General features: G+C 39.3%; 16 protein-coding genes. 11 read left to right on the forward strand and 5 right to left on the reverse strand.

Translation table 11 applies throughout. The features are described 5' to 3' along the window. Window positions 1-290: 290 nt before the first annotated feature. Both V7K67_RS21980 and V7K67_RS21985 read right to left on the reverse strand, forming a co-directional pair. Complete coding sequence (locus V7K67_RS21980; RefSeq protein ID WP_334709494.1) at window positions 291-1,175, reverse strand: ParA family protein; 885 nt, start codon at window positions 1,173-1,175, stop codon at window positions 291-293. 210 nt (window positions 1,176-1,385) lie between these two features. After that, window positions 1,386-1,520: a hypothetical protein gene (locus V7K67_RS21985; RefSeq protein ID WP_334709496.1), complete on the reverse strand. Its 135-nt coding sequence runs from the start codon at window positions 1,518-1,520 to the stop codon at window positions 1,386-1,388. 151 nt (window positions 1,521-1,671) lie between these two features. Between V7K67_RS21985 and V7K67_RS21990 the strand changes: the two genes are divergently transcribed. From V7K67_RS21990 to V7K67_RS22000, 3 genes are all read left to right on the forward strand, one after another. Then, window positions 1,672-2,082: a 2TM domain-containing protein gene (locus tag V7K67_RS21990; RefSeq protein WP_334732880.1), complete on the forward strand. Its 411-nt coding sequence runs from the start codon at window positions 1,672-1,674 to the stop codon at window positions 2,080-2,082. A gap of 338 nt (window positions 2,083-2,420) precedes the next feature. After that, window positions 2,421-2,744, forward strand: a complete 324-nt coding sequence (locus V7K67_RS21995; RefSeq protein WP_179066815.1) for a phasin family protein — start codon at window positions 2,421-2,423, stop codon at window positions 2,742-2,744. Window positions 2,745-2,822: 78 nt separating this feature from the next. Next, on the forward strand, window positions 2,823-3,344 hold the full coding sequence (locus V7K67_RS22000) for an FKBP-type peptidyl-prolyl cis-trans isomerase (RefSeq protein ID WP_334709498.1): 522 nt from the start codon (window positions 2,823-2,825) through the stop codon (window positions 3,342-3,344). Between the two features lie 179 nt (window positions 3,345-3,523). Here V7K67_RS22000 and dnaB read toward each other — a convergent pair whose 3' ends face one another. After that, window positions 3,524-6,373 (reverse strand): replicative DNA helicase, encoded by a 2,850-nt coding sequence (dnaB, locus tag V7K67_RS22005; RefSeq protein WP_335168394.1) that lies wholly within the window; start codon window positions 6,371-6,373, stop codon window positions 3,524-3,526. A gap of 129 nt (window positions 6,374-6,502) precedes the next feature. Beyond that, window positions 6,503-6,961: a 50S ribosomal protein L9 gene (rplI, locus tag V7K67_RS22010; protein ID WP_334709524.1), complete on the reverse strand. Its 459-nt coding sequence runs from the start codon at window positions 6,959-6,961 to the stop codon at window positions 6,503-6,505. Window positions 6,962-7,146: 185 nt separating this feature from the next. Between rplI and V7K67_RS22015 the strand changes: the two genes are divergently transcribed. Then, the gene (locus V7K67_RS22015) at window positions 7,147-7,377 is read left to right on the forward strand and encodes a hypothetical protein (protein WP_335168396.1); all 231 of its coding nucleotides are present in this window, start codon (window positions 7,147-7,149) and stop codon (window positions 7,375-7,377) included. On the opposite strand, the gene gloB is transcribed toward V7K67_RS22015, so the two are convergent. Then, window positions 7,378-8,151 carry a hydroxyacylglutathione hydrolase gene (gene gloB / locus V7K67_RS22020; RefSeq protein ID WP_334732883.1) on the reverse strand — a complete coding sequence of 258 codons (774 nt, stop codon included), beginning with the start codon at window positions 8,149-8,151 and terminating at the stop codon, window positions 7,378-7,380. It abuts the gene before it with no gap. Between the two features lie 651 nt (window positions 8,152-8,802). Here gloB and V7K67_RS22025 point away from each other — a divergent pair. From V7K67_RS22025 to V7K67_RS22055, 7 genes are all read left to right on the forward strand, one after another. Continuing rightward, complete coding sequence (locus V7K67_RS22025) at window positions 8,803-9,840, forward strand: glycosyltransferase family 4 protein (RefSeq protein WP_335168398.1); 1,038 nt, start codon at window positions 8,803-8,805, stop codon at window positions 9,838-9,840. Between the two features lie 20 nt (window positions 9,841-9,860). Further along, a complete protein-coding gene (locus tag V7K67_RS22030; protein WP_335168400.1) occupies window positions 9,861-10,700 on the forward strand; it encodes a hypothetical protein in 840 nt (279 codons plus the stop codon). A gap of 17 nt (window positions 10,701-10,717) precedes the next feature. After that, window positions 10,718-11,881, forward strand: a complete 1,164-nt coding sequence (locus tag V7K67_RS22035) for a glycosyltransferase family 4 protein (RefSeq protein ID WP_334732886.1) — start codon at window positions 10,718-10,720, stop codon at window positions 11,879-11,881. 154 nt (window positions 11,882-12,035) lie between these two features. Then, window positions 12,036-14,285, forward strand: a complete 2,250-nt coding sequence (locus tag V7K67_RS22040; protein WP_335168402.1) for an ABC transporter ATP-binding protein — start codon at window positions 12,036-12,038, stop codon at window positions 14,283-14,285. Beyond that, the gene (locus tag V7K67_RS22045; protein ID WP_335168404.1) at window positions 14,278-15,501 is read left to right on the forward strand and encodes a glycosyltransferase; all 1,224 of its coding nucleotides are present in this window, start codon (window positions 14,278-14,280) and stop codon (window positions 15,499-15,501) included. The genes V7K67_RS22040 and V7K67_RS22045 overlap by 8 nt, the downstream gene beginning before the upstream one ends. A 56-nt stretch (window positions 15,502-15,557) precedes the next feature. After that, window positions 15,558-16,517, forward strand: coding sequence for a glycosyltransferase family 10 domain-containing protein (locus tag V7K67_RS22050; protein ID WP_335168406.1), 960 nt, complete (start codon window positions 15,558-15,560; stop codon window positions 16,515-16,517). Window positions 16,518-16,520: 3 nt separating this feature from the next. Beyond that, complete coding sequence (locus V7K67_RS22055; RefSeq protein WP_335168408.1) at window positions 16,521-17,498, forward strand: Npun_R2821/Npun_R2822 family protein; 978 nt, start codon at window positions 16,521-16,523, stop codon at window positions 17,496-17,498.

The raw sequence follows: 17,498 nt of genomic DNA on the forward strand, positions 1-17,498 counted from the left end.
TTAGATTTTAGAATGACCCCATACCTACAAGAATTTTTTTTTCAATAGAGAATTTTAAAATTGGGATTTGAGATTTGTTTCACGTAGTTTTTTTCGCACCGAGTAAGTATAAATTCTCTTTCTTCAAAGCTTTGTAAAAATAGAAATATTCAGACTTCCGACCTAATTTAATAGATATATGGTGAGATTAATTATTTTTTGCCGTAAACCCTTGTATAAACGCTAATTTTCACTCATATATCTAATTTCATAAGTCGGAAATCATGTAGTTCATAAATTAACGAGTAGGGCTACAGCTTTTGCAACAACTCTTGAGTTAACTGAAAGAACGCTTTGGAACCTGCTGATTGGGGAGCATTTAAAACAGCTGGCATAAAACTATCAACAGCCTTAGCAACATTGACATCAACTGGTATTTGTACTTTACAAATTTTTTCTACACCAAAATCTTCAACAACGCGGTGCATTACCTGTTTGTAGTATCTACCAGTGAGCAGGTTAGCGCTAGACATACTAAATACGATTCCCAGCATTTTTATATCTATTTTTGTTTCATGTCCATGACTGTCTTTTAATTGGGCAATCCGTCTTTCTAGCAGTTGAATACCTACTACAGATAATGGTTCTGGTTTAGCAGGAAGTATGTAGAAATCGCTGGCAGCCAAAGCGCTACGAGTCAATAGATTATAGCCAGGGGCACAATCGAGCAGGATAAAATCATATTCTTGACGTACTGGTTTTAAGATGTTATTAATCAAAACCCTTTCAAAGCGATTCCAAATTGTTTCAAAGTCTTGTTCACCCAAAGCAGTTGCTTGCTTATGCAGCATTTCTGAAACAACAAATTCATCATACAAATCGATGTCTCCCGGCAATAAATCTAGTCCGGGAAGATTACAAACCGGGGATTGAATGATATCCTGAATTGTGAGTTTTGCTTGCGGGTCTGGATTGATAATTTCGTCTATCAGATACCTAAATGTCTTGCTTTGTTTACGGCGCTTGGCAAAATCTAAAGGCGACATCAAACTGAGTGTGGCGCTAATTTGGCTATCTAAATCAAGGACAAGCACCCGCTTGCCATGATTTTTAGCTAAACAGGTAGCTAAGTTGACGGTGAGGGTGGTTTTACCAACGCCACCTTTCATATTTGCAGTAGCAATTACATATCCCATTGATTGAGTCCTCTATTGACGGATTCCCACTGGTCTATCAAGAAATAGTTGAGGGGTGTGGATTGTTCGTAGTTTGCGCTAAAGTGCAAACTACGAACCTATCAAATTAAACTTGACAGACTACTAGGTAGCGTACACCCTTCCTGATATCTTAAATCTTCCATTAAATTTAATATTTGCGGAAATTTCAAAGAGTTATTTCAGCGATATTTACTCGATTGAGGCAGCAAGATGTAGTTGGTTCTTTGCCTGGAATCGAGCTACCAGACTCCTTTGGCTTAATGCCGTAATAGCGATCGCACTCATCAAAGCAATTATAGAGGTATTGACAAATACAGTAGCCATAAATCAATTGTGAGAAAATAATAGTGTTGCGAATGTAACTAAGTATTGGGTGCAAAATGTGGATGCATTTGCTAACTGAATTGAACGAAACCGAGAGATAAGTTCGTGAAATAAAAGGCGCATTTACACACAAACTTATAAGGTAATTAAAATGACTTACGATTCTGAAGATGTAGAACAAATCCTGCAAAAAGCACTCACTCGTAAACACGAAGGTGAATTTTCACGAGAACAGCTTTTAGAAATGGCATCTGAGTTAGGTATTTCTTCTAATATTTTGGAAACAACTGAACAAAAATGGTTGGCTCAACAAGAAGAAGAACGTTCACGACACACATTTAATACTTTCCGACGCAGAGCCTTTTGGACACACTTTGTTTCTTTCCTCGCGGTGAATTTATTCCTCATTCTCTTAAATTTAATCACTAGTCCTAGTTATTTTTGGGCTATTTTTCCAGTATTAGGATGGGGATTAGGACTATTTTTTCATTGGTGGAGTGTTTATCAGAGCAAATCAGAGGATTACGAGATTGCTTTGCAGAAATGGCGTACACAAATTTAACTTCTTGTTTAAGGATAAATCCCGATATTCAGCCCTCGCTCCAAATTTGTGCCTCCTTCTAGATAAAATCTTCCCATGAACTACTCACACTCACCCTTTGCGGTGAATGTGAGCTTTGTAATTTATGGGGAATCGCCTCTGACATCGCCAAAATAGGTAAATTTGGGCAACTTTAAACTTGAGGAGTTCTATAATCACATCCTTTGATCCTTATCTTTGTGCTTGCCAATTTGCCAAAATAGAGATGTAGGCTAGAATAACCACGCTTTAAGAAGCTTGATTGCCTACACTCAGGAGCAAGCAAGGGTCGGCTGGTTAATAAGTAAGAGGAAGGGAGTATGGACAACAACAACTGGTTACAACAGCTAATGATGGTCGGTCTTGGTACAACGTCTATAGTCGCAGAAAAACTGCGGCAAGTCAGCGATGATTTAGTTAAAGACGGTAAGCTCAATCCTGAGCAAGCCAAGGCGGTAATAGATGATATTGCCCAGCAGTTAAAGTCGGAACAGGGAAACTTCGATATCCAAATGCAGCGGCAAATGCGAAATATGATGCAGGATTTGGGAGTGGCTCGCCAGTCGGAAGTGGACGAACTCAGGGGTAGAATTGACCGTTTAGAGCGTCAATTGCGCGATTTAGAAAATAAGCTTTGGCGTTAAAATGCCCTTTCTGATTTAAACTAATTGTGTCCTGTTGGTAATGTTTTTGCCAGGATACTTAAGTAAGGAGAACTGATTTTGAAACCAATTTTCCTCAGCGTGGCGTTCATGCTGGTGTGTGTTGTGCTTTTGGTTGTGGGGCAAGTAGGCAGTAAACAGAGTACTGCCATTGCTGCTGAGTTAACCCAAACGCCGCCAGTATCCACAGCTGTAACTGAAAACAATATCTTAATTGCGAGTAATACTATGTCTGATGCTAATGTCGTAACTACCCCCTCTGGATTAAAGTATGTCGATTTAAAAGAGGGGACTGGGGCGACTCCTAAACCTGGACAAACAGTTGAAGTTCACTATGTCGGCACTCTAGAAGATGGTACTCAGTTTGATAGTTCACGCGATCGCGGCCAACCCTTCAGCTTTAAAATAGGCGTTGGACAAGTAATCAAAGGTTGGGACGAAGGAGTTAGCACTATTAAAGTCGGCGGTCGTCGTAAGTTAATCATCCCATCTGAGTTAGGCTATGGCGCTCGTGGTGCTGGTGGCGTGATTCCACCCAATGCAACTCTAATTTTTGATGTGGAATTGCTGGGAGTTAAATAGGGATTAGGGACTGGGGATTGGGGATTGGGTACTGGGGACAAGGGAAAATTATTAAAAGAAGTTTTTATTCTCTCTGTTGTCAATGCCCAATGCCCTATCAAAAAAATTAGGTATTTCAGAGTACAGATGGGGCAGAAGTACAGCTAGAAAACATGAGAAAAGTATCTGTAACTTTGAGGCTAAATTTTTAAATTTTGAAACTTTGTAAACTGTGGATTGAACAAAAGTTTCGCAGTACCCGTAGGCCCGTTGCGGTGTTTAGCTATAATAACTTCTGCAATGCCGCGATCGGGAGTATCGGGAGAGTAATATTCATCGCGGTACAACATGATTACTAAATCGGCATCTTGTTCGATCGAACCGGATTCTCTCAAATCTGATAACATCGGACGCTTGTTAGTGCGTGCTTCCACTCCTCGGCTCAACTGAGATAGGGCAATAACTGGTACAGATAATTCCCGCGCTAAACCTTTGAGTTGACGCGTAATTTTTGACAATTCTTGTACGCGATTATCGCCTGCTCCTTCCATCAATTGCAGGTAATCTATTACAATTAGTCCTAATTCAGTTCCAATTTCAGCTTGTAGTCTTCTTGACTGACTACGCATTTGTGTAACTGTAATATTCGGCGTGTCGTCAATATAAATTGGCATCTCCGAAAGGATACCAATAGCACGGCTTAAAGGTTCCCACTGCGTTTGACTGAGGCGGCCAGTCCGCAGATAACTACTTTCAATTTGCGCTTCGCTAGCTAATAACCGTTGCGTCAGTTGCTCTTTTGACATTTCCAAGCTGAAAATAGCAACTGGTAATTTATAAGAAGCGGCAATATTATGAGCGAGGTTTAAGCAGAATGCTGTATTGTGAACACAAATATCATTGGCAACAAAGTTGTGTGTTTCTGGAATTGTTAAGTCATAAACTTGCTTGTTTCCCACTGACTCAATGGCAACTATTTCATCCCAATAAACATCACTTGCTGCTAACTGTTGAAGTGGTAAATTATCTAAAGCTGTGGCTAGTATCCAAAGTCTTTCCCGCCTTAAAGCACGTTTGCCAACATGCATATTTGTATAGCCTTGAATACCTGCACGTCTAGCTAAACTACTCCAAGTTTCATTGCCTTTTGCTACTGCTATTTGTTCCCAAATCTCTATAGGTATCAAGTCACGATTAGTTTGATATCTTTTTTGAGATATTGCATCTGCAACTTTTGCTATTGCTTCTTCTTTACTAAAAATACCTATTTCTGCAATAAAAGTTTTGATAGATAAGGCATCAGTAATATCTAATTGCCATGCTGTTCTGCGGGTGTTATTATACTTGACAGACCGCTTTCTAAGAGAGGCAATGATGCCAAATCTTAGTAAAAGATGTTGGATTTGCCTTGCTAATTTATTGCTGACTGTTGCATACCCTAACTGTGATTGTCCACTAGTAAGGAGCGTAGCCCATCCATCTGTAGCAAAGAGACGATTAAGGAATAAGGCTATTTGCGATCGCTCTAATTTAAAAACTATGTTTGGGATAGTTTTAGAATGAGCATCTTTACCCCACAAACCTAATTCTTCTAACCAAAGTGTCAGCGAATTCTTTCGAGATTTGCTCATGCAGGCAAATCCATGAGATACAAACTCTTCTGACTCTAATTGTAAAATTTCGCATAATGAACCAAAAGTTTCTAAATTTGGTACACACTCTCCTTGCTTCCAAGCACAAAGTAAAGTGGGACTGACTCCAACTAATTGACTTATTTCTTTTCCTGTCAATAACTGCGATTGAATTGCTAGTTTAAAACTTTGAGCAAAAACTTGTCTTTGAATAGCAATAAATTCTAAATCTCCTCGAACACAAAGTGATGGTGTGCGTTTTCCTTGAGAAGTTTCCCAACGAACTGTTAAACCACCAAAATCTGCAACTGCTTGCGAAAAATCTGCTTGCAGTAATGGATTACCATTTGTAAATCGGGGATTGCAGTTAGTTAATCCGCCATCGCCAATTAAATAAGCTAATAACTTAACTTCGCACTCACGGATGGTTTTTGTGCCAAATACATCTATTTTTCGCGGGACAGCAATTTTATCACCGACTTTCAGATTTTCTAGTCTTTGCCAGCCTTTAATAGTTAAATAGGGATGAGTGATTGTGGTTTCAATAGTTCGCCCTAAGCGAGTAGTGACACGAAAAACTGGCTTGATACCATCATTTACAAATGCAGATGGTTGAGTAAAGGTAAATTTCCAATCATTGTTTAACGTCAATAATGAGCCATAACGTTGGTTATATAATTCTTCAATTGTGGCAATCTGTCCATCCCCAAGGACAATTTCTGAATCAAAGCTTAGGCATTTTCCCATTGATGGGCGGCCCGCGACAATAATTAAATCAGAACGCTGAAAGCCGCTAGTCATAGCATCTAAATCGTAAAATCCGCAGGGAATTCCAGGTAAGGCAATACCCTGATTTCTATCTTCAATATCCTGAAAATTATTAATTAGAGTATCAGAAATGTGAACTAAACCCGATTGGGGACGCTCTTGAGTAACGCCGAATACTTTCTGTTCTGCCTGATCTAAAACCTGTGGTAACTCGGTTTCTGTCTCGTAACCAAGATGCACAATTTCATTGCCAGCTTTAATTAACTGTCGCCGCAGGTATTTTTCCATCACCAACCCTGCTAAGGCGTCGATGTTAACGGCTGACACGGTGCGATCTACTAGAGTTGCTAACTTATTTCTGCCACCAATGCGGGCAAGCATTTCATTGTCGGTTAGCCAACTTGTGACTGAGAGTAAGTCTGTGGGTTTACCTTGGGCGTGGAGCCTCACAGCAGCCTGATAAATATCTTTGTGAGAGCTAATGTAAAAAGCTTCGGGAAGGAGGCGATCGCTAACTCGACTAATCGCTTCTGGATCTAGCAAAATACCCCCCAAAATCGCTTCTTCCGCCTCAATATTTTGTGGTGGTAGGCGTAGTTTACCGCCGTAGGTATCGCTACCGTCGCCTTGAAAACTCCGTTCTTCAGCCATAAACGATTTTAGTTTTAATATTTTGCTAGAGACGCGATTAATCGCGTCTGTACAGGAGTTAGGAGTTATTATTCACTTTTACTTCCCTTGCTCCCTCATCCCCCTCATCCCCCTCGTCCCTCTCCTGAGTTAGCTAGCCACGACTTGAATATTGACTTGCGCCGCTACTTCAGAATGCAGCTTAATTTCGGCTTGATAAGTACCAAGGTGGTTAATATCGGGGATAGTAATACCACGCCGATCGACTTCTTGACCGGTGGCTGCCTTAATTGCATCTGCAACATCTTGGGTGGTGATAGTACCGAAAATTGCTTCGTTTTCACCAACTTGCTTGGCAATTGTCAAGCTGCTAACTTTTTCTAAAGATTCTTTTTGTTCAAGGGCTTGTTGTCTGAGTTCTAATTGCCGTTGACGCTCTTGTTCGCGACGCCGTTCTACTTGCTTGAGAATACCAGGAGTGGCATTGGTTGCCAATTTCTGAGGAATCAGATAGTTACGAGCGTAGCCAGGAGCTACTTCTACTAAGTCGCCAGATTTTCCCAGCTTGCTGATATCCTGATTTAAAACTAACTGCACACGTTTCGCCATCGTTTTTTGTTTTTCCTGTAAAATCTGATTAATTTGGGTTTGGGCAGCATAGCTCACAATCTCAGTGCTGTATTCCAAGCTTTTTGGCCTAATACCCTAAAGCTTACAGATCGTAGCGAAAGAAAGGGTGCGATCGCAACTATTCGCCCTAGAAAGTTGGAGGATTAGGGACTGGGGACTGGGGATTGGGGATTGGGGATTGGGGATTGGGGATTGGGGACTGGGGACTGGGGATTGGGGATTGGGGATTGGGGACTGGGGACTGGGGATTGGGGATTGGGGACTGGGGATTGGGGACTGGGGATTGGGGATTGGGGACTGGGGACTGGGGACTGGGGATTGGGGATTGGGGATTGGGGACTGGGGACTGGGGACTGGGGACTGGGAAAGATGAACCAATGCCCAATGCCCAATGACTAATAGTTATTTTTCATTTCCCGTATACGTGCAAAGGTTTGCACTCCATCGCCACTCTTAACGGTTGATTGTAATGATGGCTGATCCCAACGTAAAAAGGGATTGGTTCGCTTCTCGTCTCCTAATAGCGAGGGTATGGTGGCTTCTCCTCGACTACGGTAAGCCTTCACTTCATTGAAGCGTCTTTGTAAGTCGGCGTTGTCGCCATCCACAGTTAGGGCAAATTGCAGATTTTTTAAGGTGTATTCGTGGGCACACCAGATATGTGTATCATCGGGTAAAGAACGCAGTTTGCTTAAAGAGTCCACCATTTGGGCCGGTGTTCCTTCAAACAAGCGACCACAACCACCAGAAAATAAGGTATCGCCGCAAAATAAATCACCTGTATCACCAGCTTTTTCGGGGGGAAAGTAGTAAGCGATATGAGCGCGGGTATGTCCGGGGACGAAGATAACTTCAGCTATGCGGTCTGCAAACTGGACGCGATCGCTTTGTTGCAAAAACACCTGTTGTCCAGGAATTCTCCCACGATCTTCGGCTCCTCCATAAACTATCAGTTGGGGGAATTCTTCTATTAATTGCTTATTACCACCCACATGATCGTTATGATGGTGGGTGTTAAAAATTGCTACCAACTCAGCTTTTAATTCTGCCAGTTTTTTCAATACTGGTTGAGCCTCCGCTGGATCGACAACAGCGGCGATATTTTGTTTGTAGTCGTGTAACAAGAATATGTAGTTGTCTGAGAGTGCTTCCAGACGGATTACCTGCATTACCTCTGCCTCCCTCACAACATAATATATGTTTGGTATTCATTACTTGGTATAAACTAACAATCAAGGCAAAACAAAACTTCATGGAGTCCTGAAGGACTCAGCCAGCCTTCTCCTAAGGGGAGACGCCAAGGGCGAACATCACGCAGCCTGGAGTACGGAATAGGGCGCTATGCGCCTGTTCCTCAAGGATTTTCGGCATATTCCTTATAATCTTAAGACTTATCAAGTAATAAGGCTACTTGCACAAGCTATATCAAGTATTTATACTTGGTTCAGTATAACTGTAATCTACCGTAGGACTCCTATTTAATTGCGTGAAAAAACTCCGTACAGATTAAAAAGGCCGATTCTCTATATCCCTACTCCCTGCGCTTGCGCTTCTCTACGAGAGGCTTTGCCAACGCCAACGCGCGCCATGCAAATGAGTTAAAAAATCAAATCCTATTGCTATATTGAACCCGACAATATACTACTATAACTCTCCAGTAAATACACTTAACAAAAGTAAAATAAATCTGAATTTATCAGTGAAATTTCTCTGGTAATAACCGCAAATAAAAAGTTACATTTATTGTATTCTTTTTTGATTTTAAAAATACAAATCACTTAAGATTAGATTCATAATTTTAATAAAATGGATTATTAAAAATGCATTTTTTAGATCGGGCGTTAATTAAAAAAATATTCTTTAAAATTTTAACTATAGGTCGAATAGAAAGCTATAAATATCCATATATTTTTGAGAGAACTAAATCAAACATTAGCAAGTTATTAGGAGATAGTTCGCCAGCTAAACTGTACGATCTAGTTTTTGTAATTAACGATGCTAAAGGCTGGATACTCGAAGGTATATGCCGAGAAATTGCTAGATATTTTCCCGGTGATTACTTTTTTGCCTATTCTCTGGCCGATCTCCCTCAAGCTAAAGCATACTTTTTTGCTCACTACTCTTTTCTACCCATAGCTTTGAAGCAAAATCCAATTCTTTGGCAAAGCAAGTTACTCGTTTGGTATACCCATCCGAAAGATATTGGTAGAAGTAATGAAGAACTTATTTATACACTCAATCAAACTACTAAAGTTATATGTACTTGTTCCCAATTTGCAGAATTGATTAATAGTCAAGGAGTAAATAGAAAACAAACGACTTTTATTTTAGGTGGTGCCGATCCTAAGATTTTTCAACCCCATCAACGCTCAAATGGCACTATTGGCTTTTGTACAGCCTACTATCTCAGAAAATCTCCAGAGATGATATTCAATATCATCAAATTAATGCCCCATAGAAAGTTTATTCTCCTAGGAAGAAATTGGGATCAATACGAAATATTTGAAGAACTACTTGCTTTACCAAACCTATCTTACATTCAAGCTGCCTATGCGGATTATCCGAAGTATTATGCTCAGATGGATGTTTTTGTTTCAGCGTCAAAATTAGAAGGTGGCCCAATACCTTTAATTGAGGCGATGATGTGTAATATTGTGCCAGTAGCGAGTAAAACAGGGTTTGCTCCTGATATTATCAATCATGGGCAAAATGGCTTTTTATTTGATACTGATAGTCCATATCAAGTAGTATGCGACTTAATTGAGCAAGCATTTGATATTCAAACTGATATCAGTAAAACCGTTGAAGATTTAAGTTGGGAAAAATTTTCTTTAAAAGTGCAAAAGCTTTTAGATTAACTCTTTATCTGAGATATTTTATGAATTCTACAAGAGGATTTATTACCATTTTAACCGGACTTTACTCTTTTCAAGATTGTATTCATTTTTTAGCGGCAATTAGAAAGTTCCATCAAGAGCCAATAATTATTTTAATTGACCAAGTACCGGTAGTTCTTTATCCGTTATTAAAGGCTTTTAAAAATGTAATTTTAAAGCCAGCGCCTACAAATGAAAATACTGTTTTAGCATCAAGGCAAGCTAAACTGGCTTTATATGCAGCCTCAGAGTTTGATAAAACGATTTACCTGGATTCAGATATTTGCTTACTTTCCGATATCAACGACGTATTTGAGTATTTGGATGAATATGATTTTCTGTTAACTGAAGATGTGCAACCTTCTATTCTGAAAGCTACAAATTTACTGCGTGGAAAGCAAGATGACCTTTTACCAAATGTTTTGCCAATTTTGCAATCTGTAGGTTTGCCATTACAAGCAGATAGTATCCAGTACAATGGCGGATTTATGGCTTTTCGGAAAACAGAAGTAACCAAGATATTCTTTGAAGAATTTCAACGTTATTTTGAGATTGTCAAAAATAACCAAGATAGATTACTTCTAAAAGATCAAGGGGCTTTTGCATCTGCGATCGCATCTGTACAACCTCATAAAAAAATCCTACCACCCACCTATAATTATCTCAGTAAGTGGGAAGAGGATTATGATATTCAAGATAAAATTAAAGTTCTTCACTGTACCTATCCTTATCGACCCCAGTATGCTAAAAACATTACTCGTTCCTTATACACAAGGGTTTTTGACAGATTTGCTCAAGTATTTTTACCGAATCAAGTTACAAATCCTTGGCGTACTAAATAAAAATAAGTCTAAAAATCGTGAAAAATTTTTCCAAGATATCGCTGTTAGTTTCAGATTTATCAAGCGCAGCTATTTTGCGTGCATACTTGATAGCAACAGCCCTCAGAAGTTTAGAATATGAAGTTGAAATCATGGGGTTTTTATTTGGAAATAACTTATATCGAAATTTACCATCAGAATTAAAAGTTTATAATTTACCGGGCAAAAATTTCCCAGAGTTTTTTGGAGAGATTAGTAAATTTTTACCAAAGATTAATGGAGATATAATTTACGCTATCAAACCGCAAATAGCGAGTTTTGGAGTAGCTCTACTAAACAAAATATTTAGCAAAAAACCGTTAATTTTAGACATAGATGATTGGGAACTCAGTTGGTATGGTGGTGATGACTGGCATTATAGTCTTACACCTCAACAATTAGCTAGAGAATTATTGAAACCAGACGGCGCACTCAGGAATCCTTATCATCCTTTGTATGTGAAATGGATGGAAGGTTTAGTAAGTCATGCTGATGCTGTGACGGTGCATACTGAATTTTTGCAGCAGCGTTTTGGCGGTACATTTGTTCCTAATGGTAAAGATATTTCTTTATTCGATCCCACTCGATATGATGCTGAGTCCAGCAGAAATCGTTATGGTTTATCTGAATATCGTATTTTAATGTTTCCTGGTGCGCCAAGACCCTACAAAGGTCTAGAAGATGTTCTCATGGCGCTGGATAAAATTAATCAACCAGACTTAAGACTAGTGATTGTAGGTGGTAGTCCTTATGATGATTACGATCGCCAACTCCAACAAAAGTGGGGACGCTGGATTATCAAATTACCAAAGTATCCAGCTGATGTTATGCCTGATTTAGTAGCAGCAGCTCATATTGTAGTCATTCCCCAGCGAAACACCCCAGAAACTCGCGCTCAATTTCCCCTGAAGTTGACAGATGGAATGGCAATGGCTAAACCTGTATTATCAACGCGCGTTGGAGATATTCCCAAAATTTTAGGTGATACTGGTTATTTAGTCGAACCTGCTTCTCCTGAACAGCTTGCTGAACAAATTCAATTGATTTTTCAGGATTTAGAGTCAGCAAACCAGCAAGGTATCAAGGCAAGAGAAAGATGTGTGGCATATTATAGCATAGAAGCTATGGCTTCCACGCTCAAGTTAGTAATTTCTCGGTTGTGAATCTTGATTCGGGATTGGGAACCCAACCAAATCTTAATCATATTTTCTTTCCCAATCCCCAGTACCCAGTCCTGTATTTATTTGATGATTAGCTTTATTTGGCAAGTAATTTTGTGAATAATATTAATAAGTAAAAGTGTCATAAAAATATCCAATGTCTACTAGAAAACTACTACTAAGATTCGCTAAACCATATCCAGGGTTGATTTTGCTAACAATATTGTTAGGATTTTCTGGAGCTTTATTTAATGGGATCAGCACAGCTTTAATTGTGCCAGTGGTTTTAAAAATTGTGGGGCAACAAATAGATTTAAGTACGGCTCCCCCCATTCTAAAAAAGATTATGTCTCCCTTTGATAATACTCCAGAGACTTACCGAGTAGGAGTCATGGCTGGAGCGATTATCTTCACAATTATTTTAAAGAACTTAGCTAATTATGCCAGTTCCTTAGCATCGAGTTCTTTAAGCCGAAAGCTGACATCAGACATGCGCGAAGATGGCTTAAAGATATTACTAGACGTTGATATTGATTATTATGCCAAGACAAAGGTTGGTGATTTAATCAACCGTCTTGGTGGAGAAGTTGGCCGAGCTGCTGGTGCTATAAGTAGTACGGTCAAGATAGTTATTTTGGGAATCACAATTTTAGTTTTTGTCGGTTTATTGCTGTCAATATCTTGGCAGTTGACAATTGCTGCGACGCTTTTGCTATCGTTAGTGACGTTAATAAATCAGTATTCGATTTCTCGGTCTAAAAATTTTGGGAAGCAGCTGAGTGAGATGTCTAGAGCATACTCAATCTCTATACTAGAAACCCTGAACGGAATTCGACTGGTAAAAGCAACGGGAAATGAAGAAAAAGAATATCAACGGATTAAAAAATTAATTCGCGATCGCGAATTAGCAGATTTTCAATCTCAGGTTAATTCGGAAGCGATTACACCTGTGAGTGAGGTGATGGGTATTACAGCTATACTCCTGATTGTAATTTTAAGTAAAACCTTCTTTGCTAACCAAGTTTCTTCTCTTTCTACTGTACTTCTGACATATTTATTAGTACTGCTGCGAGTACTGCCATTGATTTCTCAGTTAAATACGATTCGCAGCAACTTTGCCAGTACCTCTGCCAGTGTGGATGCTGCCAATGAGTTTTTAAGCCTGCACGATAAGCCGTTCATGGGCAAAGGTAAGCTTCCCTATACAAAATTAAAAGAGGGGGTGTCTTTTAATTCTCTTTGCTTTGCCTACCCTGGTCATGAGAAGTTGGTACTCAAAGATGTGAATTTATATTTACCGCATGGCACGACCTTAGCATTGGTAGGTGGTTCTGGTGCTGGTAAATCGACTTTGGCGGACCTTTTGCCCAGATTCTACGATCCGATCGCTGGCAGTATTAGCATTGACGGCATTGATTTGCGGGAGTTCGATCTTGTATCTCTGCGAAAGCGGATGGGAATTGTCAGTCAAGATACCTTTCTTTTTAATGACTCGGTGCGAAATAACATCGCTTATGGGCGAGCAGAGGCTACTGATGATGAAATTCTGACAGCAGCCAAGCGGGCCAATGCTTATGAGTTTATTAGCAAATTGCCTCAGGAATTTGAAACCTTAATTGGCGATCGCGGCGTCATGTTATCTGGTGGACAAAGGCAAAGATTAGCGATCGCCCGCGCCCTCCTCCAAAATCCCGAAATTCTAATTTTAGATGAAGCCACCAGCGCTTTAGATACGGTTTCCGAACGCTTAGTACAGGCTGCACTCGATGATTTGAGTCGCGATCGCACCACCCTAGTAATTGCTCACCGCCTTTCCACAGTCCGAAAAGCCAATCAAATAGCCGTATTAGATCAAGGACAAGTAGTAGAAATCGGAACCCATGAAGAACTTTTGCAAAAGGGTGGCTACTACTCGCGTTTGTACTCAATGCAATTTGCAGAACGTCCTGAAACTGCTGCCAAACACAATCAAAGCTTGCTCCGGATCTCTCACGAAATTCGGACGCAGATGAACTCGATGATTGGGTTCCTACGTTTATTACTTGATGATTTAGTAGACGATTCTCAAGAACGGCACGAATTAATTGAAGACTCTTATAAATCAGCCTTAAGAATTCTCAATACCATTGATGTTTTTGAGGATGTCATTAACTTGCAAATTCGTGGGCAAATGATCTCAATCTCTGACCAAAATCAAAATGTTATCAGTAAGCATTATCAAATTTTTAATCAAATCTCCGTTGAGTTTCGGACTCCTCTTAACCTCATACTTAGCTCTCTCCGCTCTCTAGCTGATAATTTGACATACACCACAGAAGAACAAAATGGATTAATTACTGAAAGTTATGAATCTGCTGTATATCTGCTCGATGATTTAGGAAAGTTTGAGGATAGTATTAATGTCTAAAAATCTGAAAAATCCTAATTTTAAAAAGCACTATATTTTTTTCATCGGTGAAGAGTTGCCGCAGCCAGAGGCTCATCTAGTGCAGTCTACAAATGCAGCTAACGCCGCCGCCAATTTGGGATACTCAACAGTTTTGGTGTACTTTGACAAAGGAGCAAAAGCAATTAACCCAGTTAATCTAGTTCGTCCTTTTCAACCAAGACAAACACCCACAGAACTTATTAAGTATTACAACCTCCATGACAAATTAAAAGTTGCTCCCTTACCGATGCCTTGGCCCATTGACCATTTTCGGAGCAAATTTACTGAATCTAACACCATTGCCAGCAAATATTATTTACCATTTCACATACTTCCGACTACCAAACTTGTCCACAGTCGCAACTGGAATTTTGTCAAAGCTGCTATCAAAAATGGCATTCCTGCAATTTACGAACATCACCACCACGAAGACAAGGCATTTGAGCCAGAAATTGTCACAAATCCGCTGTTGCAAATTGCTGTCACCGTTGTCGAAACCATCCGCGAAAGCATGATTAAAAATGGGATGCCACCAGAAAAAGTGATTAAGCTCCACAATGGTTTTAATCGCTTATTTATGGAGAGACAACCAGAAAAAGCAGCAGAATGGCGTCAAAAACTATTGCAAGATGAAAGCCAAAAATTGGTAGTTTATGCTGGAGCGCTACAGCAATTTAAAGGTATTGATGTACTAATTGATGTAGCTAACGAAATGCCTAATGTGCAATTTGCCTGTGCAGGTGGTAAGCCAACAGAAGTTGAATATTATCAGCAATTGGTAAAAGAAAAGCAGGTTAATAATCTTAAATTTTTGGGATATGTTTTGCATCATGAGTTAGCATCTTTGCTACAAGCAGCTGATGTTTTAGCTCACCCCCATTGTTCGGGAAAAGCGGCAAGTTTTACATCTCCTTTAAAGCTGTTTGACTACTTCGCCTCCGGAACCCCCATTGTCTCGACGGAGATTCCATCATTAGTTGAGTTTCAAGATACCCAAGCCATCGCTGCTTGGTGTGAACCAGATAACCCCAGCAAATTTACCGAAAGTCTGAAGCGGGTTTTAGAAACTCATCCCAGAAAGATAGAAGGCTATACAAATAGTATCGAATTTGTCAAGCAGTTTTCTTGGGAAAATCGAGCAGCAAAAATCCTTAGTTATGTTGATGAATCTCTGCTTCCCCAACTTATTGTGTAAGGAAAAATTGAGGAGATTAAATAAAATGACTAATAACTAAATAACTAATAACTAAAATGACTATTGCAACTGTAGGTATGATTAGCAGCTATCGAGGTTTAGAATCCAGAGGCGATTGGCTGTGGCAACAGACCCCAAATCCATTTGGAGTTTGGGGCAATATCCAAATGCAGACACTAGCAGCAAAACCAGATTTTCTGGTGACATATCAATTTGATTTTCCTCAAGCATCACCACAAATATCTTGGTTAGATCGTTTTCGCAAACGGCAGCAAAAACCAGTAGTAGATGTTGAATCTCTACTGCGTGGTGTTAACAAAGAGCGGATTATTTATTTACTCAGAGAACCGCCTTTAGATGAAATTGTCGAAATAAATAATCGTAATTATCAACAAGCACAAAAATATTGCGGATACGTTTCTGGCCCTGATGATTTTGCTCCTAATCCCGATTATATGCCTGCTATTTGGTATCACTCAAATTCATTTCAAGATTTAAATGAAATGCCATGTCCTGAAAAAGTTTCTCCATGTAGTTGGATTACTTCGGGTATTAATCGCACAGCAAATCATCGCCAGCGTTTAGACTTTTTGCAGTCCCTACAATCTAGTGATATTAAATTTGATTTATATGGGCGTAACTTGCCAGAATGGGTTGAAAAGTTGGGAGAATTAGGTAATAAGTGGTATGGCATGGCACCATACTATTACAATCTGGCAATTGAAAACTATGCTAATAATAATTGGTATGTAAGTGAGAAACTTTGGGATAGTTTGCTTGCTTGGTGTCTGCCAATTTATTATGGTGGCCCGGCAGCTGATAAATTATTGCCACCGGGTAGTTTTTTAAGATTGCCCAGTTTAGATGAAAAAGGCATTGCTTATATCAAAGAAGTGACAGCTACACCTGATGCTTGGTATGCTGCCAAAGATGCGATCGCAGAAGCACGTCAAATTATCTTACACAAATTAAACCTGCTTAACTGGTTGTCAAACTTTGTCGATCAACACTCATAAATTATGAATGGTATTTGTACCCTTGGCAATGATTATGTTTTCGATCAACTGGTGGCTTTGCTAAACAGTATTGATGTTATCTTAGGGTCAGAAATTCCTGTTTGTATCTATCCTTTTGACGATCAGACACAACGGATTGCTGCCGAAATTGCTAAACGCCCTAATGTATTTCTTTACGATAATCAAGAATCAATCAATCGCTGGGATCAATTTATGCTAGAGGCTAGTCCTGCTAGTATGAACAAAAAGAAATATCGAATTTATGGTGGTCATCGGCGATTTTGTGCCTTTGATGGGCCCTTCGATCGGTTTGTTTATTTGGATGCCGATACTTTAGTGATGAATTCACTAGATTTGATTTTTCAGAAATTAGATGAATATAACTGTGTTGTCTACGATTTCCAGTTTAAACATCCAGATAAAGTTTATAATATTCAGTCAGCGAAACTACTACAAGTTTTTGATGAAAATCGCATCAAAAAAGAAATATTTTGTTCAGGGTTTTACGCTTCTAAAAAAGGACTGTTTGAACAAAATAAATTAGAAACCCTATTATCTTTTTTGAGAGCAAATGAAAGAGAAATACTCTATCCAACAGGAGATCAACCAGTTATAAACTATATGTTTATGAGGTCTGGTATACCAATTTATAACTTTGCTCATCATTTACCAGACGATAAGGTTACAGGCAACTCTGTTACTTCTGTACATTTTGAAGAAAAAGATAAAATTCTTTATGACAAAGGCAATCGACTAACTTATCTCCATTATATTGGTATTCCTCCTAATATCAATCAAGCAGTCTGTGCTGGAGAAAATATTGAGTTTCCCTATCGAGATTTATTTCTCTACTATCGTTATCTACACGAGCCAGAGAAACGTCCAGTCTTTAAAAATCCTCCGAAGATTTCTAATGACGCTCCAATACCAAACTTACTTACAAAAGCTTTGCAAAAACTTAAGTTAATTAACCAAGGATAA

The organism is Nostoc sp., from assembly GCF_036917155.1.
Classification (GTDB): Bacteria; Cyanobacteriota; Cyanobacteriia; order Cyanobacteriales; family Nostocaceae; genus Nostoc.

What these genes read in the sequence shown, in the direction of transcription:
- V7K67_RS21980 (WP_334709494.1), bottom strand. Translation starts at nt 1,175, where the DNA reads ATGGGATATGTAATTGCTACTGCAAATATGAAAGGTGGCGTTGGTAAA.
- V7K67_RS21985 (WP_334709496.1), bottom strand. Translation starts at nt 1,520, where the DNA reads ATGGCTACTGTATTTGTCAATACCTCTATAATTGCTTTGATGAGTGCG.
- V7K67_RS21990 (WP_334732880.1), top strand. Translation starts at nt 1,672, where the DNA reads ATGACTTACGATTCTGAAGATGTAGAACAAATCCTGCAAAAAGCACTC.
- V7K67_RS21995 (WP_179066815.1), top strand. Translation starts at nt 2,421, where the DNA reads ATGGACAACAACAACTGGTTACAACAGCTAATGATGGTCGGTCTTGGT.
- dnaB (WP_335168394.1), bottom strand. Translation starts at nt 6,373, where the DNA reads ATGGCTGAAGAACGGAGTTTTCAAGGCGACGGTAGCGATACCTACGGC.
- rplI (WP_334709524.1), bottom strand. Translation starts at nt 6,961, where the DNA reads ATGGCGAAACGTGTGCAGTTAGTTTTAAATCAGGATATCAGCAAGCTG.
- gloB (WP_334732883.1), bottom strand. Translation starts at nt 8,151, where the DNA reads ATGCAGGTAATCCGTCTGGAAGCACTCTCAGACAACTACATATTCTTG.
- V7K67_RS22025 (WP_335168398.1), top strand. Translation starts at nt 8,803, where the DNA reads ATGCATTTTTTAGATCGGGCGTTAATTAAAAAAATATTCTTTAAAATT.
- V7K67_RS22030 (WP_335168400.1), top strand. Translation starts at nt 9,861, where the DNA reads ATGAATTCTACAAGAGGATTTATTACCATTTTAACCGGACTTTACTCT.
- V7K67_RS22040 (WP_335168402.1), top strand. Translation starts at nt 12,036, where the DNA reads ATGTCTACTAGAAAACTACTACTAAGATTCGCTAAACCATATCCAGGG.
- V7K67_RS22045 (WP_335168404.1), top strand. Translation starts at nt 14,278, where the DNA reads ATGTCTAAAAATCTGAAAAATCCTAATTTTAAAAAGCACTATATTTTT.
- V7K67_RS22050 (WP_335168406.1), top strand. Translation starts at nt 15,558, where the DNA reads ATGACTATTGCAACTGTAGGTATGATTAGCAGCTATCGAGGTTTAGAA.
- V7K67_RS22055 (WP_335168408.1), top strand. Translation starts at nt 16,521, where the DNA reads ATGAATGGTATTTGTACCCTTGGCAATGATTATGTTTTCGATCAACTG.